This window comes from Streptomyces sp. NPDC101165 (assembly GCF_044768135.1).
GTDB lineage: Bacteria > Actinomycetota > Actinomycetes > Streptomycetales > Streptomycetaceae > Streptomyces.
This window is the reverse complement of the sequence record NZ_JBIWPG010000036.1, coordinates 25249-48425: the sequence shown is the minus strand read 5'-3', so window position 1 is coordinate 48425 and position 23177 is coordinate 25249. Positions and strand designations below refer to the sequence as shown.

Sequence of the window (23177 nt, the reverse complement as noted above, 5' to 3'; positions counted from 1 at the left end):
ACGTACGTTGGCTGGGTGAGCCAGCACAGGCGCCGGGCCTCGGCGCAGCAGGTGAGGCGGAAGCGGGCGGTCGTGGCCGCCGCGTTCGCGGGGACCGTCGCGCTCGGTGTGGGCGTCGGCGTGTGGGCCTCGGCGGACGGCGGCGGTGGCGGGAAACCGGCGGGGAGCGCGGCGCAGGCGCCGTCGGACCGCACCTCCGGTGCGGCGTCCGGTCATGCCGCCACGCAGAGCAGTCCCTCGCCCAGCCGGTCCTATCCGCTCTCCCAGGCGCCGCGGACCATACCCGCGGTGCGCTCCCACACCCCGGCCCGCGGTCCCGGCTGGCGGGCGCAGCGGGGCGAGCGGGTGGTGGTGAGCGATCCGGAACTGGCCGACGAGGGGCGGCTGATCGCCGGTGAACTGGGGCTGTCGTACGCGGGGGAGAAGAACGACGTCCGGGCCGGCGATCTGCGGCTGACGCTGGGCAGCGGGGGCGGGAACCCGGAGTCGTACACGATGACCGTGCGCGGCGGGCGGGTCGACATAAGCGGCCCGGGCGACGCGGGCGTCTTCTACGGCACCCGCACCCTCAAACAGGAGGTCCACGGCGGCGGTACGGCGCCGGAGGGCGTCGTACGGGACGAGCCCGCCAAGCCGCGGCGCGGCTTCATGCTGGACATCGCGCGCAAGCCGTACACCGCGTCCTGGATCGAGGACCGGATACGCGAGCTGGGAGACCTGAAGTTCAACGAGCTGGGGCTGCACTTCTCCGACGACCAGGGCTTCCGGATCGAGTCCAGCACCCATCCCGAGATCGTCTCCAAGGACCACCTGACCAAGGCGCAGGTCAAGCAGATCGTCGGCCTCGCGGCCGCCCGGCACATCACCGTGGTGCCCGAGATCGACTCGCCCGGGCATCTCGGCGCGGTCCTCGCCGCCCATCCGGACCTGCAGCTGCGCAACGTGAACGGAGTGGCGACCCGGGGCGCGATCGACATCTCCAAGCCCGCCTCCGCGAAGATCGTCGACGACCTGCTCAATGAGTACGCCGGGCTGTTCACGGGCGACCAGTGGCACCTCGGCGGCGACGAGTACCAGGCGCTGACCGTGGCGAACCCGCAGGCGTCGTATCCGCAGCTGGCGGCCGCCGCCCGGCAGAAGTACGGCTCCGGCGCGACCGTCGCCGACCTCGCCACCGGCTGGCTGAACGACCGGGCCGCCACCGTGCGCGCCCACGACCGGACCATGCGGGCCTGGAACGACGGCTTCTTCCGCAACACGTCGGTGCAGCCCGCCAAGGACCTCCAGGTCGCCTACTGGACCGGCAAGGAGATCGGCGCCCGGCAGCCGGTGGAGTACCTGAGCGCGGGCCGCAAGGTGCTCAACTACAACGACGAGTTCCTGTACTACGTCCTCGGGCAGCCGCAGACCTTCGTCTACCCGACCGGGCAGCGCATCTACGAGCAGTGGAACCCGCGGGTGCTGCGCGGCACGAGCGCCGTACCGGCGAGCTACGACGGGCAGATTCTCGGCGGGTCCTTCGCGGTGTGGAGCGACATCGCAGGCGCCCAGACGCAGGACCAGGTCGCGGCCGGTATCCGGATGCCGCTGCGGGCCACCGTGCAGAAGCTGTGGGACCCGCGTACCCCCGCTCTGTCCTGGGCGCAGTTCAAGCAGCTGGCGGACCGGCTGGGTTGATTCCTCAGGTGGACATGTCAGGCTGGTGAACCGTATGTTCCGCGTGCCACGACGCACCTGGGGCACACGGGGGGATTCACCATGAGCAGCGATGCCATGAGAGCCGGCACGAAGGGCGCCCGGCTGCGTTCGCCGATCGGGCTCGGCAGGGCCACCGCCGTGCTTCTCGGCCTGGTCGTCCTGACCGACCTGGCGGCCGTCGTGGCCGGTCTGAACGTGTACCGCGTGGCGGACGACCTCGCGGCGGGCACCGGCGTCCTCGGCAAGCACCTCTCCGGGCGCGCCGACCGGGCGGACACTCTGTACTCGGCGGCGGGCGGCGCACAGGGCATGCTCTGGCTGGTCTGCGCGGTCGTGTTCCTGGTCTGGTTCTACCGGGTGCGGGTGAACGCCGAGGTGTTCAGTCCCGACGGGCACAGCAAGGCGCGCGCGTGGACCATCGCCGGCTGGGTGGTGCCCATCGCGAACTTCTACTTCCCGCGGCGGATCGCCCTGGACGTCTGGGACGCCAGCCAACCCGTCGGCGTGCGGGCGCGGCACTGGCTGATCAACGCCTGGTGGGGGTTCTGGCTGCTCTCCACCGGCGTCGGCCGACTCATGCAGAGCGAGTACGACGCGGCGCGCACCGCCCCGGCGATCCGGGACGCCGCACTGCACGTCATGATCGCCGACGGTGTCGACGTCCTGGCCGCCGTCCTCGCCGCCCTTCTCGTGCTGCGGCTCACCCGCATGCAGCACGAGAAGGCCCTCGCAGGACCTGTGTTTGTCCCAGCTCTTGGCTGAAAACCCCCTGCTGTGACACTCTCTCGCCGTCGCACGCAGTTAGGGGAAGTGCGGGCTCCGTAAAGGCGGCGCCCTGGCGAGGGAGGCTTCATGAGCCTGGTGGAACTGATCGCTCAGGCCGACGAACGCGGACTGGCTGCCAGTGGGCTGGCTTGTTTGGACCGGTGCGTGCCCTTGCTGGGCGGTGACGACGAGGTGCTGCGCCCGTTGTGGGCGAGCCTCGCCGACGGCTCCGAGTGGGTCGCCGGTCTGGAGAAGGCGCGAGGCGCGCTCGGTCCGGCGCAGGCCGGCGAGGACGAGGCCGAGCAGCTCGCCCACCGCATGCTGGACGCGGCCCCGGCCGACCGCACCGCCGAGGCGATACGGGCCTGGGCCGACGCCTGCTCCGTCGCCTCCCTGCGCATCCACCGGCTCCTCGACCCGGCCGCGGGCGGCAGTTCGGAGGCCGACGACCCGGAGGCAGGGCGCGAGGGCGGCGCCTCGGACGCGTCCCCGCTCGTCGCCGCCGAGCTGCGCCGCCAGGTCGTCGTCCTGGAACTCCTCGCCGAGCACGGCTCGAACGGGCTGCGCCGCGCCCTGGACGTCTCGATCGAGGGCCGCCGGATACTGCAGGCGGTCGTGTCCCGCCGGGCCCGCAGCCGTGGCTGACCGGAGTTCAAACCCCGGTTCTGGGGGAGTCCCGTGGCTGTCGTGCGGTGGCGGTGGGGCGGTCCTGCACCGGTTGGGGAACCTGGCCCGATCCGGGTGACGGATGCCGGGCCCCGCCCGCTTCTCCCTATGTGACAGCGCAGTACGTGACAGAGCAGCAGGAGACCAGGCCGCACGCAGCGGCGAAGCCCGTCCGGTGGGCGGCCGACGCGGTGGCGACCATGCGCGAGGGCGCGCGGGTGCGGCTCGACTACTCGGCACAGAGTCTGTGGCGGGTGGACCGGATGATCGAGGACATCCGCCGCGAGGATCCGCCGTACCCGGCGGTCGAGAACGTGCTGCGCGGCTTCGGCGCCTACGCCGGCGAGGTCATCGTCCGCCAGACCGGCGCCGAGTGGTGGTCGACCGGCGGCGACCACTGGATCCGCACACCCGACGGCAAGTTGTGGGACCCCGTCGAGGAGGCCCGCCGCTGCTTCGCCGGCCAGGGCTCCCTGCGTCTGCTCTGCCGCGACGCGACCGCCTCCGCGTGAACACCCGGCGGGGCCTCTCTCGGACGAGCGGACCCCGGCCGGCCGGAACAGGCAGCCACCACGGCGTCAGGGCCGTCCCCGGTGCTACGACCGCCGGCGCCCCGAGAGCCGCCTTGCTCGGCGGCCTGAGGGTTCGTCTTGCTCGGCCTCGCCGTTTGCGCGTCAGGGTCGTCGTCGGTGCCGGGGCTGTCGGTGGCCTGAGGGTCGTCTTGCTCGGCGTCGCTGTCTGCGTGTCAGGGTCGTCCTCGGCGGCACGGCCGTCGGCGCCCCGAGAGCCGTCCTGCTCGGCTCCGCCGTCCGCGCGTGGCCCTGCCCGGTGCTGTTGCTCGGCAGGCACGTCGGGGTGCCGTCCTCGCCCGCGACGGGGCGGCGCCGCCGCTCCCCGGACAGGCCGCTCGGCGGCCCCGGCGCGCCGTCCCCGTCGCCTTCACCCGGCAGCCCCCGACGGCTCGGGTGAGTTCAGTTCGGCCTGGCAGGTGGCGCGGCCGAATCTGCCGTACGCGGAGGCTGTCTGGACGTGCCTGCCGCGGACGGCGAGTGAGCAGCTGGCCTGGCCGCCCTTCTCGCCCAGCGTGATCGAGACCAGCGGCGGCTTGCCGAGCGGCACCTGAACGGTCTTCCTCCACGGCAGCGCGACGGCACGGTCGACGGTCGCCGTCCCGGCCTCGCTGCGGCCCTGGTAGGCGATGTCGGCGGTGCCCTTTCCCGTGACCTCGTAGGTGACGGCGGCCGTGGGGACCGGGGGCTTCGCCGGCTTGTCGGCGGTGTCGAGCACGCCGTAGAGGACGAGCCCGCTGCAGACGGCCAGCAGGGCGCCGCCGATGAGCAGGCCGGTGCGGTCCGGGCGGGGCGCGTGCACCCTGTCACCGGGTCCGGAATTCCCGCCGTTCTCCCCGTTCTCGGCCGTTTCCGCCGCCATTTCCCGCTCTTCAGCGCCCATGAGAAGTCCCTTTGAATCGGCCGCTCGGAATTCGTGGACGTGCGCCTAAATTCCCGGATCCGGGCTCTTATACAGGATGCCGGACAAGGCGCGCCAGCGAGTGGACAAACCGGGCGCCGATTTCCCGCGATGGGGGAACTGTCGTGATCTGCGAGCTCAATTGACATGCCGTCACCTGCGTGATTACAACCGCGGCGCCACTACGTCCGGCCTGCCCGCCATCAGGTGAGCCAGACGTTTCCGCTTCGTCTGCTCGGCGGCTGGGCTCACCGATCCATACGGCGGGGGCGGACCTACCGGGGTGATTCTGTACGACCGGACATACGGTGACCGGGTGAAGCAGCCGGAGCCCAAGTCGGTGCCGCAGGAGGTCCCCGTGACCGAGAAGATTCGCGACTGGCTGCACGACAACCTCCGCATGCCGGAGGTCGATCCGAGTAAACCCTTCACCCCATTCCCCGCTTTTCCAACAGTACCTTTCGTGCCTGTATTCTGATCCGAGGATCATGCGTTCCGGTAACGGGATGGCCTGCCGGGTTGTGTTGGCGGTAAGGAGCAAGTAGTGAGAGTCGAGATTGACCTGCGGGCATCGGACACGGATATCTCCGGGCTTGCGGTCGAGTGGTTCGAAACGGCCGCCGAGGGGCTTTTTCCCCCGCTCCTCCGTGGCCTGCGGAACGGTCCCGAACTGCGCATTCCGAAAAAGGGTGAGAGTGTGCTGGGCCCCCGGTGGTACATGGGCCTCGCTGACCGAGCAGGACCCGCTATGGGGTAGGGTGCGGGTCCGGAAGGCCTGGTCCGAAGAGAATTGGAGCAAATTTCTCGCGAGGGTGGCCAAGCGGCCCGCGGACAGTGAATTCTGGATTCTGGAACTGAGTGACCAGGGGCGCCGATACGGGGCGAGTCAGGCCAAGGTTTCCGTTCAGTCTGTCAGCGAGGACGGTGAATGGCATCGGCTACGGGTGGAATACGGGGTTGGAGAGCCCGGCGCGGACTCGTGTCGTAGGATCATTTCGTCACTGGATGTGGATTCCGCAGTCGAGCACCTGAGGCGTTTTGCGCTGAGGGTTCCGATCACTTTTGGCTGTGTCACCGATGACGGCGGTCACGGTGGGGAAACGATGCTGGAGGACCGGCTGGGGCTCAGCCCGCTGAAGGGGATTCAGGAGAGCGAGAATGTGCTCCGTGGATACCCCTGGGTGACCGTGTGCTCCGCCCGCATCGCCGATCGCCTCGGCGGCGTCGCTCGACTGCGCGAGTCGGGTGCCTCTACGGTGGTGGAGGAACTGCCCACGGGAAGCGTGTGGTTGAGAGCTACGGATCACCTTCCCGACTACACGGGGGACGCGCTGCGCAGCGTCTTTCGGGTCGTCGCGCCGGCGCTTCCTCCGGGGCGGCCACGCCCGTACGTCGGCCGCGAGATCGGCCGACTCATCTATGAGGACCCGGTGGTCGACGCAGCAGGCTGAGGGACCGGAGCCCGCTGTGCCTACGCTTCCCAGCGGCACCATGTAGGCGTACGAAGTGACAACTGTGCGTGGATCGGCGGACGAGATGCAGAGGGTCGAAGCGCTGGAGGCCGCGCTTCCGGCGATGACGCCGTGGCGTGTGACGGCGGGGCGCAGCGTGGATTGGGCCGCCCTCGAGGCGGCCCTCGGGACGGCGCTGCCCTCGGACTTCCGCGCTCTGGCGGAGGCATACCCGGTGCTGGTCGTCGACGATTTCCTGACGGTGTCGGCTCCGCCGCCCGGCCGTGAGGCGGCATGGGCGTCCGGGGTCAGAGAGGATGAAATCCTTCAGGATCTGTACGAGATGGGCGACACCGAGGACTACGTTCCCTTCCCGCAGCCCGGGGGTCTGATCTCCTGGGCGGAGTCCAATTCGGGGGATTCCTTCTACTGGAAGACGAGCCCTGCGGACCCGGACGCATGGCCGGTGGTCGTCCGCACGGACAACGCCGAGTGGATCGAGTTCCCGGTCGGAGCCGTCGAGTTCCTGGCCGGCGTGTACGGGCGCACCATCGACGTGCCGGGCATGCCCAGGAACTTCCCCGGCGAAAACCCGCAGGTGCTGGGCCTGAGCGACCGCATCGACTGATCGGGAGCCAAGCCCGCCCCTGCCGCAGGTGGAAAACGATCGCCCCCGGGACTCCCGGGGGGCGATCGCCATTGAGCCGGAACCAGTTCGTCGCGTATGAGCGACATCGACGGCGATCTGTTGCCGAAAGAGGGTCAAGCGTAAATCCGTTGAAGCTGAGGTAGGGCCGTGAAAGCACTCGTGGACTCCGCGGTGATCGCGTCGGCCGCGTCGGCCCTCGCGCTCGCCCTGCGGGGCCTCGGCCGCACCGGGGATTCCAGCGCGACAGGTCGCTCCGTGTCGCCGTTCGTTGCGCTGGCCATCACCACCGCGCTCATCTACGTCAACCAGGTGCTGTTCACCGTCTACGTCCTGCGCGTCCACGACGGGGACCCGTCGTTCGTCGCGCGGTATCTGCCCGCCGGGTGGTTCGATCTGGCGTCGCGGAATCCCGCCCTGCGCCACCTGGCCGGGCACTTCCCCGCGCCCGGGCTTCTCGCCCCGAGCGTGCTGCGGGTGCAGGCCTTTCTGGAACTGCCTTTCGTTCTCCTGGCGTTCGCCACCGTGATGCGCTGGCTGGACGCCGACCTGTACCGACGCATCGCCCGCTCCGCCGCGCTGCCGCTGGCGTCGGTGTCGTACACGGCCGTGTTCTGTCTGGTCGAGTGGGATCTGCGCAATCCGTACACGGTCGACGACCTTGTCGTACGGTCCGTCGCGGCCGTCCTCACGCCGATCCTTGTCGCTCTCTGCGCGGCCCGTGACAGGGGAACGACCCGGACTCCCGCCTCGGTGCCCGGGCTGCTGGTGTTCATCGGCTCCCTGGGCGCTCTGGGAGTGCTCGTCCTGGTCGTGTACGACACCGCCCTGCTCTACAGCCTGGGCCGACTGCCCGAGCGCCTGCCGCTCGCGCTGGCGGCCGCCGTCCTGCTGGTGAGTCTGCGCCGGGTGGCGTCCCGGCTGGAGGGAAGGCCCGCCCGACGCGGACTGACGCTCGCGTTCCTGCAGCACGTACTGCGCTACTGGCTGAGCCTCTTCTTCGTGCCCGCGTTGGCCGTGCGGTACGGCGTGTTGTTCGGGACACCGCAGCTGGCGGCGAGCGTGGCCCTGGTGACGGCTGCGACGGCGTGCGTGTTGGCCGCACGCGACGTTCTGGCCGAGGCACGGAAGACGGTGGACGGGTCCTTCGGGCCTCCGGACGGACAACCTCCCCCAGGCCTCCTGCTGGCCCGGAGACTGGGATGCGCCGTCCTGGCCGGAACCGGCGCCGCCTGCCTGGCTGCCTGGCTGACTCCCCGGTCCTACTACGAGGTCACGCTGCTGTCGGCGGCGGCGGCATTCCTGGTGGCGACGGTGGCTGTGTGCGGGTTCGCCGACGCCAGGTCTGCCATTCGCTCACCCGGCGCCGATGGCTGAGCCGGACGTAGGCACGCCGTGGTGGGCGGATGAGGGCGAACAGATCACCACGCCTGTGCCGTGCCTGCGGCCCTGGCCGCCCCCGCCTTCGCTTGACCTCAATCAAACTTGAGCTTTTAGGTTCCTTCCAGAGCCGCAGGAACCGACCAGCGGTGTCTTTCGAGGAGGTTCGCCGTGACCGAGCACGCAGCCCATGTCGAGATCCCCGACCGCTACCGCTACGCGGTGATCCCGCACATCATGGTCGATGACGCCGCCGCGGCGATCGATTTCTACCAGCGGGCGTTCGGTGCCCGTGAGGACTTCAGGATCGATGCTCCGGGCGGCGGGATTCTGCACGCCGAGATCACCATCGGACAGTCGGTCCTGATGCTGGGCGACGCCAGCGTGGGCGAGGCGGAGGCTGCCTCCTTCGCCCCGCCGACCTCGCTCGGCGGAGGCACGTCCGTCACGCTGCATGTCTTCGTGCCGGACGTCGACAGCCTGGCGGAGCGCGCGGAAGCCGCCGGCGCTGAGATCATCCAGCCGCCGAAGGACATGTTCCACGGTGACCGCACCGTCATTCTCAAGGACCCTTCCGGTCACATGTGGGTATTTCTGACCCATGTCGAAGACGTCTCGCAGGAGGAGCTTCTGCGCCGCCTGGCCGCCGCCGGGTGACTGGGTCACTAAGCCCGCTCTGCCCCGTTCGCTCCAGTTCATCCGAACGCTCGCCGTCCTCTCCGCCGCTGTTGTATAACCGGGCCCCCATCGAACTCACCGACTCTGTTGAAGGGTTGATTCGTGCTGCCCGGAATCGGAACATCCCCCTGCCCGAGTGGGCGTCGTGTCCTCGGTGTTGTGTCGGTCGCGGTTGCCGTGGCCGTGTCGGCAGGTTGTTCGGCGCAGGGAGGCGAGCGCAGGCCGGCGGGGCGGCACACTTCCTCGAAGCCCGCGCAGGCGGGATCCGAGCCGAAGGCCATGCCGAAGGCGAGGCCGGAGCCGAAGAGCGCTGCGCAGTTCGTCGCTCGCGCCCGGGAGGCCATGGGTGCCGAAAAGGGGTGGACGTTCGCCCTGCGGGGCAGCGAGTCCGCCGTCATGCAGGGGCAGGCGCCGTCCGGAGCGACGTACGCCGCGACCGTGCACCGGACCACCGTCCCCGTCGCGCTCCAGCAGACCGGCACGATCACCACCAGCAAGGGGGAGCGCAAGCCCGAGGTGGTGTACGTCGTCGGCGGCACCGGCTACGTCAAGGAGGGTGCCGAGGGGTGGAGGGAGGGGGCGCTCTCCGAGCCCGACATCGCCAATGACGTCGAGGACCCCTTGGCCGAGCTGGACGCGTTCGCCGCGTACGCGAAGAGTGCGACGGTGAGTCGTACGGGAGCGGGCGTACGGCTGCAGGTGAGTGCGTCCGGGTGGCGGTTGTCGGATGCCCGCGGCCGTCCCGCGCTCCGGCGGGCCGTGCGTGAAGTGGAGCCCACGCTGGCGCAGTTGCGCAAGGCGGGTGTGACGGCGACGGACGGTCGGATCACGCTCAAGAGCTTCACCGAGAGGTGGGATCTGGAGGGCGCTGCGCATGGGTACCGGGTCGCGGCACATCGGTACGCGTTCGCGTTTCATGTGCCGTTCCAGGGTGGGGACATCACGGTGAGTCAGGAGGCAAGAGCCGACAACCGTGGTGCGTTCAGCGGGCACTTGGCCCTGCCGTCCGGTGTGAAGTGAGCTGTGCGACGCACCGCAGGGTAAGAAGGTTGTACATCCGGTGTGAGTACCCATGTGGCGATTGACACTCCAGTGACCTGTGATGTTGGAGAGTCAGATTCCGCTTGGTGGACGGGGGAACGAGGTCCTGCTCCCCCTATCCGAGCGAAGGGGGAACGTTGTCATGGGTGGAGTGGACACGCGACCGTGCCCAGGTGAGATGCGTGCGTGCGCGGCTGCCTTCGTCGCCCGTGCCACCACCCGCACCCGGCTGCCGCTGGACTACTCCGAGCGCAGCCTGCGGGTCGTGGACTTCCTGATCGACGGGCTGCGCAAGGGCGGCGCCGACCGGGAGCGGGCACGGGACGCGCTGTTCGGGCTGGGGGCGTACGTCGGTGAGGTGCTCGTGCGCCGCGCGGGGGCGGCGTGGGTGGACTTCGACGCCGAGCAGCGCGCCTACTTCGGGCAGCCGGTGGGTGTCCGCATGCCGGACGGGCGGGTGTGGAACCCGCTGGGCAGGGTGCTCAACCGTTTCGAGGTGGGCGGTCCGGAGGACTCGTTGCAGACCTTCTGGCTGACCCTGCACGGGCGGGCGCGCCGCGCAGCCGACTGACCGGCGCGCACTCCGGCGGTCGGACGGGCGGTTTGTGCGCGGAGTCCGGTTCGTCGCCTCAGTCGTCCAGGTGCTCACCGCTGCTGTATAACCGGCCCTCGTTCCGGTCGGCCGCCGTTTCTCAGGCCGTGCCTCTGCTTCCCGCTGCCCATCGAAGGGTCTCTTCGTGCTGCCCTCTTCGCGTTCCCGTGCCCGTACGTGCTTCGTCGCCGCTCCGGCCGTCGCCGGTGTCCTCCTGATGGCGTCGGCCTGTGGAGGTCCAGGTGGGGACGGTGGAGACGGGAAGGCGGAGGGCGGGTCCGGCAGTGTCGCGGTCGGGGCGACGGACGGGACGGAAGCGCCGGGTACCTCCCTGACGTCATCGTCACCGTCATCCTCGTCCGCGTCGCCCTCGCCGTCGAAGTCCGCTTCCGCCTCCGCCTCCGCCTCTGCCAAGGCCAAGGGCGAGGGAAAGGGCGACGCCGTCGCCTCGGCGAGTGCCGCCCCCGGTGCGGCCGCCACCCCGCGGGCCACCACCGCCCCGCCCGCCGCCCACGCCGCCCCGAACTTCCCCGTTCCCGCCTCCCCGGGTGACGCCACCCAGCTCATCACCGTGAAGGCGAGCGGCTCGTACGCCACCGTCACCGCCTGGGCCAAGGGGGCCTCGGGCTGGAAGGCGCAGTTCAGCACCAGTGCCGGCCGGGTCGGCTCCAACGGCGTCACGAACGGGGCGACACGGCAGCAGGGGACGTACACCACGCCTTCCGGGACGTACACCATCACCGAGGGGTTCGGTGTCCAAGCGGGCGGGACGAGCATGCCGTACCACGTCGTCAACAGCTCCGACTGGTGGGTGGAGGACCCCCAGTCGAAGTTCTACAACTCGATGCACAGTGCGGCGGGCGCCGACTTCCCGCTCACCGAGGCCGGTGACCGGGGCAGCGAGCATCTGATCAACTACCCGACCCAGTACGCCAAGGCCCTCGTCATCAACTTCAACCGGTGGCCCGCCACGCCCGGGCGCGGCGCCGGAATCTTCCTGCACGTCAACGGGAACGGCGCGACCGCCGGTTGTGTGTCCGTGCCGCGCGCCACGATGGACCGGATCATGGGGTGGATACGGCCCGGTGCGCATCCGCGTGTCGCCATCGGCTGACGGCGGCGCCGTGGGCGTGATCGCCGAGGTCGCGGCGGGCTGCGACAGGAAGCCCGCCGCCGACTGTGACAAATCTGTGAGCTTCGGCGCTGATGACCGTGGGGCGTGGGACACGGGTGACCGTGTCGCACGATGGGGATTCGAGGCGAGCGCGGGCACGGCCCGGGCTCGGTACGGACGAGGACGGTTCTTGGGCCACGGAAGGGAACCCCGCCGCGTACAGGCGTACGACGGGGAATTGGGCGCGGCCGTCGCACGGGCCCAGGACGGTGACGAGAACGCCTTCGCGGTGGCCTACCGGATCGTGCAGCCGGGCCTGCTCGGCTATCTGCGCGGCCTTGTCGGCGAGGACGCCGAGGACGTGGCCTCCGACGCCTGGCTGGAGATATCCCGCGACCTCGGCAGGTTCCGGGGAGACGGTGCCGGGTTCCGCGGCTGGACCGCGACCATCGCCCGGCACCGGGCGCTGGACCACCTGCGCAGGCAGCGGGTACGGCCCCGGGGGACGGCGCTCGAACAGGACATGCTGGAGCTGCCGGGGCCGCACAGCACCCACGAACAGGCGCTGGAGTCCATATCCACCGAGCGCGCCCTGGAACTGGTCCGGTCGCTGCCGCGCGACCAGGCCGAGGCCGTTCTGCTGCGGGTGGTCGTCGGCCTCGACGGTCCCTCCGTCGCGCGCGTCCTCGGCAAGCGCCCGGGCGCGGTCCGTACGGCCGCGTATCGGGGGCTGAAGCGGCTCGCCCGCCAGCTGGGCGGCGAGGACGCGGCGGACGCAGGTGTGACGGATGACGGCTCCCGGACGCTGGGGGAGTCGAAATGAACGCTGACGGCCGCCAGCCGTATGGATTCTGCAGAGGCAGTGGGGCGAGGCCCCCGGCAGATCCGAGACGCCGGGCGGGCCGCACTAGGAACAGGATCGGGAACGGACATGGGTGAACGGCACAGCGGCGACGAGCCCGGCCGCCGGCGCGGGCACCCTGGCGGCACCGTCCTGGGGCCGGCTCCGGCCGACCGGGACGCCGCCTTCGAGGCGCGGCTCGGCGCCGCGCTCAGCCGGGGCGGAACCTCGAGCGGTATCGACCCCGAGGCCGAGCAGCGTGCCGTGGCCGCCTTCTGCGCCGCCCGTGATTCCGGGGCGCACGCGTTGCGGACCCGGCGCCGGGACGACTGGCGACCCCGGCAGGCGCGCGGCGCCCGGCTCTCGCTGAAGGCCACGCTCTCGGTGTTCCTCGCGAGCGTCACGCTGGGCGGCGTCGCCTTCGCCGCGATCGACTCCGTGGGATCCGGGAAGGGCGACGGCGGGCAGCAGAAGCGGCCCTCGTCGAGCGCCCCGGGACGGTCGACCGCGGAGCCGGCCGCTCCTGGGTCCGCAGGTGCTTCGGCGCGCCCCCACCACCCGGCCCAGGCGAAGGACACCCTGGCCCACTGCCGCGCCTACGAGCAGGTCAAGGACCGCGGCAAGGCCCTGGACGCGACGGCCTGGCAGCGGCTCGTCGCGGCAGCGGGCGGCGAGGAGAACGTCGCCGGCTACTGCGCCGAGCGGATCGCGCGTGCCGACGGCACGAACAGCGGCAAGGGCGACAAGACGCACAGCGGCGGCAATGGGCACAGCGGCGCCGACAGCGGCAACAGCGGCAATGGCACCAATAGTGGCAAAGTGGGCGAAAAGCCCACCAGTTCTGCCAACTCCGGGAAGTCCGGCGCGAAGAAGTAACGGCGTTCCCTGCTGTCGGACGTGAAGATTCATCTGCCGACGTGAGGATTCACCCGCCGTCGGACGTCCGCTCGACAGCGCCGTGAGGCGTCAGGGCAACGGCCGGGGCCGCCACCCCCCACAGGAGAGGCCCCGGCCGTCGCGCTCACGGGCCGCCGTGCGGCCCGTACTTCCTTCAGCGTCGTGAGTGCGTTTTCTGTCACACATGGGCGTGTCACGAGTTAGTTGCATCTTCTACCGACCTGGACGGGAGCAGTTTCACGCCGTAACGTGCCTTTCGCGCCGACCGAAGACAGGCGTAAAGGGAGTGCGGTGCTGGGGGACGACGCGGAGCTGACCACCGCGGTGCGTGCGGCACAGGACGGGGATGAGACCGCGTTCCGTACGGTGTACCGCGCGGTGCACCCGAGGCTGCTCGGATACGTACGCACGCTGGTCGGCGACCCGGACGCCGAGGACGTGACGTCCGAGGCCTGGCTGCAGATAGCCCGGGACATCGACCGGTTCAGCGGTGACGCGGACCGCTTCCGGGGCTGGGCCGCCCGTATCGCCCGCAACCGCGCCCTGGATCACATACGGATGCGCGGCCGCCGCCCTGCGATAGGCGGCGACGAGACGGAACTGACCGGCCGGGCCGCCGAGTCCGACACGGCCGGCGAGGCCATCGAGGCCCTGGCCACCGACAGCACCCTCTCGCTCATCGCCCGGCTCCCGCAGGACCAGGCCGAGGCGGTGGTGCTGCGCGTGGTGGTCGGCCTGGACGCCAAGTCCGCCGCCGAGACCCTCGGCAAGCGCGCGGGCGCCGTACGCACCGCCGCGCACCGCGGTCTGAAGCGCCTGGCGGAGCTGCTCGGTGACGATCCGGAATCGGCGGGCGCGCTGGATGCGCTCCCTCCCCAGCGAGAACCGCGTGGTCGCGCGGTGACGTCCGCAACTGTGACGCATACGCGTGCGAGGACGCAGAAGGACATGTGATGGCCGACGAGCACAACAAGTGGCTTACCCGTGATATGGCGGAACGTCTGCTGCGTGGTGAGTCGCTGGAAGCTGTCGACGCCTCCTCGTCCGACCAGGCGGAACGGCTTGTGAAGGCGTTGGGCGCACTGTCGGCCGAGGCGGCTCCCGCGACCGGTGAACTCCCCGGTGAACAGGGTGCGTTGGCCGCATTCCGCAAGGCCCGTGAAGAGGTCGAGGCCGAACGGACCGCCGCCGCGCTCGGCGACGGCACCCGCGCCGGGCGCTCCGGCCCGCCCGCGAGCGTCTCCGACGCCGGCCTGGTGCGCATCGGCGCCCCGACCCGTACCGGAATCCACACCCGTCGCCCGCGCTGGGCCCGCCCGGTGCGCTTCGCGCTCGCCGCGGCGGTGGCCGTCGGCACGCTGGGCGGGGTCGCCATGGCCGCCGGCAGCGGAGTGCTGCCGATCCCGTTCCACGACGACCATCCGGGTCCCACCTCCTCCGTCTCCGCCGCCCAGAGCCCCGGGCAGCCGCACACCTCGCCCACGCCGCAGTCCCCCGAGGGCATCCGCCCGAGCACGGACACGCCCGACGGCGGTACGAGCGGGTCCCTCGACCCCTCCGGCGGGGCCACCCACGAGGGCACGCATCCGGGCAGCACGCCCGGTTCCGGTGACGCCCCCGGGACCCCCGGCACCTGGTGGCAGGTCGCAGGCGCGGCCTGCCGCGACCTGAGGGACGGCAAGGAGCTGGGCTCCGACCGCAGGCGGGTCCTGGAGGGCCTGGCGGGCGGCTCCTCGCGGGTGACCACGTACTGCAAGTCCGTCCTGGCGGGCCAGTACAGCTCCGGCGGTACGGGCAAGGGCACCGGCGGCGACGACGAGGGCGGCAAGGGCCACGGGAACGACGGAGACGGCCAGGGCGACGGCAAGGACAAGGGCGACGGGAACGGCCAGGGCGGTGACGACGACGGTCACCCGGGCCGGGGCCACGGCCACCGCCACGACCGCCGGGGCCGCGCCGCCGGCCCCGCACCCTCGGCCTTCGTGCCCCTCGGCCCGGAGCGGAAGGCTGCCGGACCGGTGCCCTCGCCGAGCCCGTCGTACACCGCACTCTGAGTTCCGGCGGCACCCACCCTGCTTGTGACCTGCGGTTTTGTAAGCCGCGAAAATTTTTCCGCGAGGGGTGTGACGTTTCCGGGCCCCGCGACGCAGTACTGAGTGAGCCGACTGGTCATCGGCCGTAGCACTGAGCCGGGGTTCCCCCCGTACCCGCGGCTCGTGCACCTGGCGCGGGCGGGACACGTTCCCCCGGTCCCGCCCGCGCCCCAAACTTCCTCACCAGGACACGACGACCTTGTCGCCGATCCTCACCTGTGCGAACAGCCGCGCGATCGCCGCCTCGTCCCGCACGTTGACGCATCCGTGCGAACCGCCCGCGTACCCGCGCGCCGCGAAGTCGTAGGAGTAGTGCACCGCTTGGCCGCCGCTGAAGAACATCGCGTACGGCATCGGGGAGTGGTAGAGGGTCGACACGTGGTGCCGTGACTTCCAGTAGACGTGGAACTGACCCTCGCGGGTGGGGGTGTACTGGGTGCCGAAGCGGACGGACACCGTCTCGACCGTGCGCCCGTCGACCATCCAGCGCAGTGTCCGGCTGGTCTTGCTGACGCACAGGACCCGGCCGGTCAGACAGCGCGGGTCGGGCGCGGCGGCCGGCTGACCGCCCATCAGGTACAGCTCCCACCGGCCCGGCCGGTGCGTCATGGCCAGCAGCCGCTGCCAGGTGACGGTGTCCAGCTTTCCGCTCTGCGGCAGCCCGCGCTTGCCCTGGAAGCCCCGGACGGCCTGCTCCGTCAGATCGTCGTACGTCCCCGTCGGCCCGTCGAACAGCCAGGCGACCTGGCGGAGCCGGGCCTGCAGCTCGCGCACGGCCGGGCCGTTGTCCCCGCGGGACCACAGCACCCGGGGCGCGGGCTTGGCGGCGGGCGTTCCCTCGGCCGTCCGGGTGGGTTCTCGGGCGGGGCTGGAGGGCAGCTGGACGCGCACCGGCGGGCGGTGCTTGCCGTCGGCGTCCGGGGGCTGCACCGTGCAGCCGCAGAGCGCGGCGAGGGCGGCGGCCGAGACGAGTAGGACGGCTGGTCTCCCCGGGATACTCATGCCCGGGATGTTTCCCCGCGTGACCGCCGCCGAACTACGGGGCATGGTGAGGAGGGACAAACCGTACTGCGGAGGCATCCATGGCACGTGAGTCGGAGTCGGGGCTGCCGATCGAGCCGGTCTACGGGCCGGCGGACCTCACCGGCTGGGACCCGGCCGGGAGGCTGGGCGAACCGGGGTCGTACCCGTACACCCGCGGGGTGTACCCGAGCATGTACACCGGCCGCCCCTGGACCATGCGCCAGTACGCCGGTTTCGGCACGGCGGTGGAGTCCAACGCCCGCTACCGGCAGCTGATCGCGCACGGCACCACCGGACTGTCCGTCGCCTTCGACCTGCCCACCCAGATGGGCCACGACTCCGACGCGCCCCTCGCGCACGGCGAGGTCGGCAAGGTCGGTGTCGCGATCGACTCGATCGAGGACATGCGGGTGCTGTTCGACGGCATCCCGCTGGACAAGGTCTCGACGTCGATGACGATCAACGCCCCGGCTGCCCTGCTGCTCCTGCTCTACCAGCTGGTGGCCGAGGAGCAGGGCGTGCCGGCGGACCGCCTGACGGGCACGATCCAGAACGACGTCCTGAAGGAGTACATCGCGCGCGGAACGTACATCTTCCCGCCGAAGCCCTCCCTCCGTCTGACCGCCGACATCTTCAAGTACTGCACGGCGGAGATCCCGAAGTGGAACACCATCTCCATCTCCGGCTACCACATGGCCGAGGCGGGCGCGTCGCCCGCGCAGGAGATCGCGTTCACGCTCGCCGACGGGATCGAGTACGTCCGTACGGCGGTTGCGGCCGGCATGGACGTGGACGACTTCGCGCCCCGCCTGTCCTTCTTCTTCGTGGCCCGTACGACGGTGCTGGAGGAGGTCGCCAAGTTCCGCGCGGCGCGGAGGATCTGGGCGCGGGTGATGAAGGAGGACTTCGGCGCGCGGAACCCGAAGTCCTGGATGCTGCGCTTCCACACCCAGACGGCCGGGGTCCAGCTGACGGCCCAGCAGCCGGAGGTGAATCTGGTCCGGGTGGCGGTGCAGGCCCTCGGGGCCGTGCTGGGCGGCACCCAGTCGCTGCACACCAACTCCTTCGACGAGGCCATCGCGCTGCCGACGGACAAGAGCGCACGCCTCGCGCTGCGCACCCAGCAGGTCCTGGCGTACGAGACGGACGTACCGGCGACGGTGGACCCGTTCGCGGGCTCCTACGCGGTGGAGAAGCTGACCGACGACGTCGAGGCGGCCGCGCTGGACCTGATGCGGAGGGTCGAGGATCTCGGCGGCGCGGAGGCGGCGATCGAGCGCGGCTTCCAGAAGGCCGAGATCGAACGCAACGCGTACCGCATCGCCCAGGAGACGGACTCGGGCGAGCGGGTGGTCGTGGGCGTCAACCGCTTCCAGCTGGACGAGGAGGAGCCGTACGAGCCCCTGCGGGTGGACCCCGCCATCGAGGAACGCCAGCGGGAACGCCTGACCAGACTGCGCGCCGAGCGGGACCAGGGAGCGGTGGAGTCGGCCCTGACCGCGCTGAAGAAGGCGGCCGGGGGCGAGGAGAACGTGCTGTATCCGATGAGGGAGGCGCTGCGGGGGCGGGCGACGGTGGGGGAGGTGTGCAACGCCCTGCGGGAGGTGTGGGGGAGTTACGTGCCCTCGGACACGTTCTGAGCGCCCGCACCGGAGTCGATGTCGTAGCCCCGTGCGACACTCCTTCTCATGTTCGGCGTCATCGACCTCCCCACCTACCTGGCCGGCCTCGCCCTGATCGTCCTGCTGCCCGGCCCCAACTCCCTGTACGTGCTCTCCGTGGCCGCCCGGCGCGGTGTGCGGTCCGGTTACACCGCCGCCGCCGGAGTCTGGTGCGGGGACACCGTGCTGATGACGCTGTCCGCCGCCGGAGTCGCCTCGCTGCTCCAGGGGAACGCGGTGCTGTTCGGGATCGTGAAGTACGCCGGCGCCGGATATCTGACCTGGCTCGCGATCGGGATGCTGCGGTCCGCGTGGGGGACGTGGCGGAGCCGGCGGGAGCAGGCCGTCGAGGAGGCCGCGCCGGTCACGTCGGCCGAGGAGCGGCCCTTCCGCCGGGCCCTCGTCGTCAGCCTCTTCAACCCCAAGGCGATCCTGTTCTTCGTCGCCTTCTTCGTGCAGTTCGTGGACCCGGGGTACGCCTACCCGGCGCTGTCCTTCGTGGTCCTCGGCGCCTTCGCGCAGCTCGCCAGCGTCCTCTACCTCAGCGCGCTGATATTCGGCGGCACCCGCCTCGCCGCCGCCTTCCGCCGCCGCAGGCGTCTGTCCGCGACGGCCACCTCGGCGGCGGGCGCCCTGTTCCTCGGGTTCGCGGTGAAGCTGTCGCTGGCCGGTGCGTAGCGCCTAGCGGCAGCCGACCCGGGCGAGATACGCGTCCAGCCCGGCTGTCGTGTCGCCCGCCCAGCCGACGTACCCGTCCGGGCGGACCAGGAAGACACCGGGGCCGTACGACTCCGGGGCCTCCAGGAGTGTGTGGCGGCCGGCGACGGGTGCCGTCGCGCCCAGCAGTGTCCAGTGCGGCCCCCTGAACGCGTCGAAGAGGCGCACGCCGTCCACCGTGCCGTCGGGGGCCCGGTCGCCCGCCCGGACTCCGGACGGAACGGCCCGGGTCTCCTCGCTCAGGGACGACTCCGGGTACCCCAGCCCGAGCTGCACCGTCGCCTTCCCGCGCTGCACCTCCCCGCGGTGCACACCCGTCGACAGGCCCAGCATGGCCGCGGCGTTGGGGCGCCGTTCCTCCTCGTAGGTGTCGAGGAGAGCCTCCTCGGCCCCGTCGCGCAGCACCGCGCCCAGCTTCCAGCCCAGGTTGTACGCGTCCTGGACGCTGGTGTTCAGGCCCTGCCCGCCGGCCGGTGAGTGGACGTGGGCCGCGTCGCCCGCGAGGAACACCCGGCCCACCCGGAACCGGTCGGCCAGTCCGGTGCGGGGCCGGAACTCCGAGGCCCAGTGCAGCTCGGTGACGTCCTCGGCGTCGAGGTGCGTGTACGCGGCGACCAGCTTGCGGATGCCGTCGAGGGACAGGTCGATCTCCGTGCCCTCGGCGAGCTTCCCGGCCAGCTGGAAGACGTCCGTGCCGGCGAGCGGGCACAGCGCCACGCCGGTGCCGTCGGCCCCGGGGAAGGCGTGCCAGTACTCCCGGTCGAGCCCCTTCACCCGCACGTCCGCCACCAGGAACGGGCTCGGGTCCACCGTCTCCCCGGCCATGCCCACGTCCACCGCGCGCCGCACCGCGGAGCGCCCGCCGTCGGCCGCGACGACATGGCGCGCACGGACGGTCGTACCGTCGGCGAACCGCACGCTCACGCCTTCCGCGTCCTGCTCCAGGCCCGTCACCTCGCGCCCGAAGGCCACCCGGCCTCCCAGTTCGACCAGCCGTGCGTGGAGGACTTCCTGGGTCCGCCACTGCGGGACCATCAGCGGCTCGGTGCAGGGCGCGCCCTCGTCCGCGTCCACGGGCTCGAACATCGGCTGCTCGCCGAGCCGCTCGCCGTCCTTCCAGATCATCCGCGCCGGGTAGGGGCCGCCGGCCGCGCGGATCGCGTCCAGCACGCCGAGGTCGTCGAAGACCTCCTGGGTGCGCGGCTGGATCCCCTTGCCGCGCGAGCCGGGGAAGAGCCCCTCCGCCCGCTCCACGACCAGCGCGTCCACGCCGCGCCGGGCCAGGTCGATACCGAGGGTGAGGCCGGTCGGGCCGGCCCCCACGATCAGGACATCCCTCATGATTCTCCTTAACGTTGTTAAGTGCCGTCGCCCATGAGGGTGCCCTTAACGCTGTTAAGCTGTCAAGCGTGAGTACGGAACGACGCGCGCCCCTGGACCGCAAACGGGTCGCGGACACGGCGCTGCGGCTGCTGAACGAGGTCGGCCTCGACGGGCTGACCCTGCGTGCCATCGCCAAGGAGCTGGACGTCAAGGCCCCGGCGCTGTACTGGCACTTCAAGGACAAGCAGGCGCTGCTCGACGAGATGGCGACGGAGATGTACCGGCGGATGGTCGCCGACGCGGCGCTCGATCCCGCGGACAGCTGGCAGGAGCGGCTGCTCGGGACGAGCCGCGGGCTGCGTGCCGCCCTGCTCGGCTACCGCGACGGCGCCAAGGTCTTCAGCGGCTCACGCTTCACGGGCACGGACCACGCCCGCGAGATGGAGGCGCACCTGCGGGTCCTCACGGAGGCCGGCTTCACCCTGGCGCAGGCGGTCAACGCGGCACGGACCGCGAGCGTGTTCACCATCGGGTTCGTCACCGAGGAACAGGGCGTGCAGCCCCTCCCGGGCGAGCGCCGGGAGGGGTACGACATCGGAGAACGCGCCCGGCGCATGGCCGACTTCCCGCTCGCGGCCGAGGCCGGGAAGGTGCTCTTCGACGACTACGACGGGCAGTTCGAGGAAGGGCTGGCGCTGGTGATCGCGGGCATCGAGGCCCGCTACGGGATCGGCTGAGCGGGCGGTCAGCTCCGGGCCGCGCGCGCCTTGCGGATCGCCCGCGTCACGACCGGCGGCAACAGGTCCACGGCGACCCGGCGGACCCGGCTGCCACGGCGGGGCGCGGGCCGGGCGGGCCGTGCCGCGGGGGCGGGTGCCGGTGCCGGCGCGGACACCGCGGCCGGCGTCGGCTCCGGTGCCTCGGCCGCCACCGCGTGCTTGGAGGGCGGGAACGCCGGCGCGGCCATCCCCTTGGACTTCAGGCGGACGATCCGGTGCCCCGCGGCCTCCTGGACGCTCAGGTGGCAGTCGGACCGCTCCTGCGCCATGGCCAGCAGCGCCTCCTGGACCGGCTCGGGATCGCCCCAGGTGCCGTAGAGCTTCTGCGTGCTGAGGCAGATGGGGTGCAGGCCCCGGTTGAGCACGGCCTCCCAGGTGGCTATGGACACGCCGGGCGTGTGCTCGGACCGGAAGTCGTCGAGGACGACGATGCCGTCGGGCAGCAGCAGGTCGTGGGCCGCTCCTATGTCGTCGTGCACGTGCTCGTACAGGTGCGAGGCGTCGATGTGCACGAACCGGCAGGAGCGGGCCTCGACCTCGTCGGGCACCACGGAGCTGGGCCCCTGGAGGACCCGGGGCAGCTCGTCGTGGAAGGAGCGGTAGTTGTTCTCGAAGACGCGCCGGGTCAGCGCGCTGTAGGACTTGGTCGCCTCGGCCCGGTTGGCGTCGTCCGGGGCGTCGCCCTCGAAGAGGTCGCACACCGTGTACTTCTCACCCGGCTGCTGGTGCCGGCCGATGAAGATCGCGCTCTTGCCCATGTAGACACCGACCTCCAGGAGGTCGCCATGGGTTCCCCCGGCCTCCTGCCGGTTCAGGAGCCAGTCGAAGAGCAACTGGTCGAGCACCGGGAACCAGCCGGGCACGTCGTCGAGCCGGTGGGGCGGTCGGGTCGCTTCCTGAATGGTGGCCATGAGGCGGGGGCACTCCCTCGGTACGGCAGTCTGTGGGTTCTCTGCGGAAAGCCTGTGGCGCGGGGGGTGGGGCACTACGGTGCCTGCCCCCGGGCCCGGTTCAAAACCCAAGGTGAGATGAACGACTGCCCAACTTCCGGCCACGGAGTGCTCGCTTCAGCTTCGGGCCGAGCGGCTTCTCCACGAACCGGTGCATCAGCCAGGCCAGCAGCAGCATGCCGAGCACCGTCGTCACGAGCGTCGCCCACGCGGGCAGGCCCAGGCCCCGGTGCAGCACCCGGATGACGAACCAGCCCAGATGCTCGTGGACCAGGTAGAACGGGTACGTCAGCGCGCCGGCCGTGGCCAGCCAGCGCCAGTCGGCCCGGCGGGTCCAGCCCAGTGCCACGGCCGCCACGGCGGCGAAGGCGAGGGTGACGATCAGCAGGATGACGTACGGGGCGCGCACGAAGTCGCCGTGCGCGCCGGTGTGCCACAGCCCGCGCGTGGCGTTGCTCTGCCCGAGCAGCCAGGAGACGGCCACGATGCCCCACAGCAGCAGGTCGCCGCCGAAGCGGTGGATCAGGTAGAGGGCGAGACCGCCGACGAAGAACGGGGCGTAGTCCGGCATGACCAGCTGGTCGGTCAGCGCGTTGCCGGACGTGCGGCACACCACCGCCGCCAGCGTCCACACGGAGCAGAAGAGCACCACCCGGCGGTAGGTGACCCCGCGCAGGACGACGAGGAGGGCGAACAGCGCGTAGAAGCGGACCTCGACCCAGAGCGTCCAGCACACGCCCAGCACGCGCGGGGCGCCCATGGGCTGTTGCAGCATCGTCAGGTTGACCAGGAACTCGTCCGGGCGGACCGGGTGCACGACGGCCGGCAGGGCGAGGGCCGCGCCGGTGACGAGCGCCAGGGCGACCCAGTAGGCGGGGTAGAGGCGGGCGACGCGGGAGCGGAAGAAGTCGCCGAGGGTGCGGCCCCAGCTGCTCATGCAGATGACGAAACCGCTGATGACGAAGAAGAACTGGACGCCGAGGCAGCCGTAGGTGGCCACCTGGGACAGGGTCGGGAAGACGTGGGCCGGTGTCTGGTGCCAGGACGCGGAGACCGTGCCGCCGCGTCCGGCGTAGTGGTAGAGGCAGACCATCAGCGCGGCCACGAGCCGCAGGCCGTCCAGGGCGAGCAGTCGGCCCCGGCGCGACGGGGCGGGACCCGGCGCGGGTGTGGGGGGAGCGGGAGCGGTGGTGAGGGTGGGGGATGAAGCAGCCATGATGCTCGGCGCCTACCCGACGATGCGCTGATCATCTCGGCTTCTTTTGTGAAAGTCCCCGGCATGAGGGAGCCGCTCCACCGTCACCTGGCGGAATCACAGGAAAGATGTGATTGACCGTCTAACCATTCTCTTACCTGTCTGGATTCGTTAACCCAGTGGTCGCTTTGGCTTCC

23 protein-coding genes are annotated in these 23177 nt (G+C 71.1%); 18 read left to right on the top strand and 5 right to left on the bottom strand.

From position 1 onward, the window contains the following. The first annotated feature begins 51 nt into the window (after positions 1-51). The 4 genes from ACIRVH_RS44635 to ACIRVH_RS44620 all read left to right on the top strand — a co-directional run bounded on the left by ACIRVH_RS44635 (position 52) and on the right by ACIRVH_RS44620 (position 3641). Positions 52-1677: a glycoside hydrolase family 20 protein gene (locus ACIRVH_RS44635; protein WP_403966327.1), complete on the top strand. Its 1626-nt coding sequence runs from the start codon at positions 52-54 to the stop codon at positions 1675-1677. Positions 1678-1758: 81 nt separating this feature from the next. Beyond that, complete coding sequence (locus ACIRVH_RS44630; RefSeq protein WP_403966251.1) at positions 1759-2460, top strand: DUF4328 domain-containing protein; 702 nt, start codon at positions 1759-1761, stop codon at positions 2458-2460. A 90-nt stretch (positions 2461-2550) separates the two neighbouring features. After that, positions 2551-3108 (top strand): hypothetical protein, encoded by a 558-nt coding sequence (locus tag ACIRVH_RS44625; protein WP_403966248.1) that lies wholly within the window; start codon positions 2551-2553, stop codon positions 3106-3108. A 146-nt stretch (positions 3109-3254) separates the two neighbouring features. Then, complete coding sequence (locus tag ACIRVH_RS44620; protein ID WP_403966245.1) at positions 3255-3641, top strand: hypothetical protein; 387 nt, start codon at positions 3255-3257, stop codon at positions 3639-3641. 427 nt (positions 3642-4068) lie between these two features. Here the strand turns inward: ACIRVH_RS44620 and ACIRVH_RS44615 are convergent, their stop codons facing one another. After that, a complete protein-coding gene (locus ACIRVH_RS44615) occupies positions 4069-4581 on the bottom strand; it encodes a hypothetical protein (RefSeq protein WP_403966242.1) in 513 nt (170 codons plus the stop codon). 830 nt (positions 4582-5411) lie between these two features. Here ACIRVH_RS44615 and ACIRVH_RS44610 point away from each other — a divergent pair. From ACIRVH_RS44610 to ACIRVH_RS44560, 11 genes are all read left to right on the top strand, one after another. Next, positions 5412-6050: a hypothetical protein gene (locus tag ACIRVH_RS44610; RefSeq protein ID WP_403966239.1), complete on the top strand. Its 639-nt coding sequence runs from the start codon at positions 5412-5414 to the stop codon at positions 6048-6050. A gap of 85 nt (positions 6051-6135) precedes the next feature. Beyond that, complete coding sequence (locus ACIRVH_RS44605) at positions 6136-6678, top strand: SMI1/KNR4 family protein (RefSeq protein ID WP_403966235.1); 543 nt, start codon at positions 6136-6138, stop codon at positions 6676-6678. A 168-nt stretch (positions 6679-6846) separates the two neighbouring features. Continuing rightward, on the top strand, positions 6847-8073 hold the full coding sequence (locus ACIRVH_RS44600) for a hypothetical protein (protein WP_403966232.1): 1227 nt from the start codon (positions 6847-6849) through the stop codon (positions 8071-8073). Positions 8074-8247: 174 nt separating this feature from the next. Then, positions 8248-8733, top strand: coding sequence for a VOC family protein (locus tag ACIRVH_RS44595; protein WP_403966230.1), 486 nt, complete (start codon positions 8248-8250; stop codon positions 8731-8733). Positions 8734-9033: 300 nt separating this feature from the next. Further along, positions 9034-9774: a hypothetical protein gene (locus ACIRVH_RS44590; protein WP_403966227.1), complete on the top strand. Its 741-nt coding sequence runs from the start codon at positions 9034-9036 to the stop codon at positions 9772-9774. A gap of 199 nt (positions 9775-9973) precedes the next feature. After that, complete coding sequence (locus ACIRVH_RS44585; RefSeq protein ID WP_403966224.1) at positions 9974-10366, top strand: hypothetical protein; 393 nt, start codon at positions 9974-9976, stop codon at positions 10364-10366. 166 nt (positions 10367-10532) lie between these two features. Beyond that, on the top strand, positions 10533-11501 hold the full coding sequence (locus tag ACIRVH_RS44580; RefSeq protein ID WP_403966221.1) for a L,D-transpeptidase: 969 nt from the start codon (positions 10533-10535) through the stop codon (positions 11499-11501). A 190-nt stretch (positions 11502-11691) separates the two neighbouring features. Beyond that, entirely contained in the window at positions 11692-12324 is a 633-nt protein-coding gene (locus ACIRVH_RS44575; RefSeq protein ID WP_403966218.1) for an RNA polymerase sigma factor, read from the top strand. A gap of 108 nt (positions 12325-12432) precedes the next feature. Next, positions 12433-13218, top strand: coding sequence for a hypothetical protein (locus ACIRVH_RS44570; RefSeq protein WP_403966215.1), 786 nt, complete (start codon positions 12433-12435; stop codon positions 13216-13218). Positions 13219-13530: 312 nt separating this feature from the next. After that, positions 13531-14193 carry an RNA polymerase sigma factor gene (locus ACIRVH_RS44565; protein ID WP_403966212.1) on the top strand — a complete coding sequence of 221 codons (663 nt, stop codon included), beginning with the start codon at positions 13531-13533 and terminating at the stop codon, positions 14191-14193. Then, positions 14193-15293 (top strand): hypothetical protein, encoded by a 1101-nt coding sequence (locus tag ACIRVH_RS44560; protein ID WP_403966209.1) that lies wholly within the window; start codon positions 14193-14195, stop codon positions 15291-15293. The genes ACIRVH_RS44565 and ACIRVH_RS44560 overlap by 1 nt, the downstream gene beginning before the upstream one ends. Before the next feature lie 219 nt (positions 15294-15512). Here the strand turns inward: ACIRVH_RS44560 and ACIRVH_RS44555 are convergent, their stop codons facing one another. After that, positions 15513-16334, bottom strand: a complete 822-nt coding sequence (locus ACIRVH_RS44555; protein WP_403966206.1) for a L,D-transpeptidase family protein — start codon at positions 16332-16334, stop codon at positions 15513-15515. Between the two features lie 80 nt (positions 16335-16414). Here ACIRVH_RS44555 and ACIRVH_RS44550 point away from each other — a divergent pair, with 80 nt between their 5' ends. After that, complete coding sequence (locus ACIRVH_RS44550; protein ID WP_403966203.1) at positions 16415-17995, top strand: methylmalonyl-CoA mutase; 1581 nt, start codon at positions 16415-16417, stop codon at positions 17993-17995. A 48-nt stretch (positions 17996-18043) separates the two neighbouring features. After that, positions 18044-18694, top strand: coding sequence for a leucine efflux protein LeuE (gene leuE, locus ACIRVH_RS44545; protein WP_403966200.1), 651 nt, complete (start codon positions 18044-18046; stop codon positions 18692-18694). A gap of 3 nt (positions 18695-18697) precedes the next feature. Here leuE and ACIRVH_RS44540 read toward each other — a convergent pair whose 3' ends face one another. After that, a complete protein-coding gene (locus ACIRVH_RS44540; protein ID WP_403966197.1) occupies positions 18698-20074 on the bottom strand; it encodes an FAD-dependent monooxygenase in 1377 nt (458 codons plus the stop codon). A gap of 68 nt (positions 20075-20142) precedes the next feature. Here ACIRVH_RS44540 and ACIRVH_RS44535 point away from each other — a divergent pair, with 68 nt between their 5' ends. Continuing rightward, on the top strand, positions 20143-20793 hold the full coding sequence (locus ACIRVH_RS44535; protein ID WP_403966194.1) for a TetR/AcrR family transcriptional regulator C-terminal domain-containing protein: 651 nt from the start codon (positions 20143-20145) through the stop codon (positions 20791-20793). Positions 20794-20801: 8 nt separating this feature from the next. Here the strand turns inward: ACIRVH_RS44535 and ACIRVH_RS44530 are convergent, their stop codons facing one another. Together ACIRVH_RS44530 and ACIRVH_RS44525 are read right to left on the bottom strand one after the other, a co-directional pair. Continuing rightward, positions 20802-21746 (bottom strand): class I SAM-dependent methyltransferase, encoded by a 945-nt coding sequence (locus ACIRVH_RS44530; RefSeq protein ID WP_403966191.1) that lies wholly within the window; start codon positions 21744-21746, stop codon positions 20802-20804. 100 nt (positions 21747-21846) lie between these two features. Continuing rightward, the gene (locus ACIRVH_RS44525; protein ID WP_403966188.1) at positions 21847-23001 is read right to left on the bottom strand and encodes an acyltransferase family protein; all 1155 of its coding nucleotides are present in this window, start codon (positions 22999-23001) and stop codon (positions 21847-21849) included. Between the last annotated feature and the right edge of the window lie 176 nt (positions 23002-23177).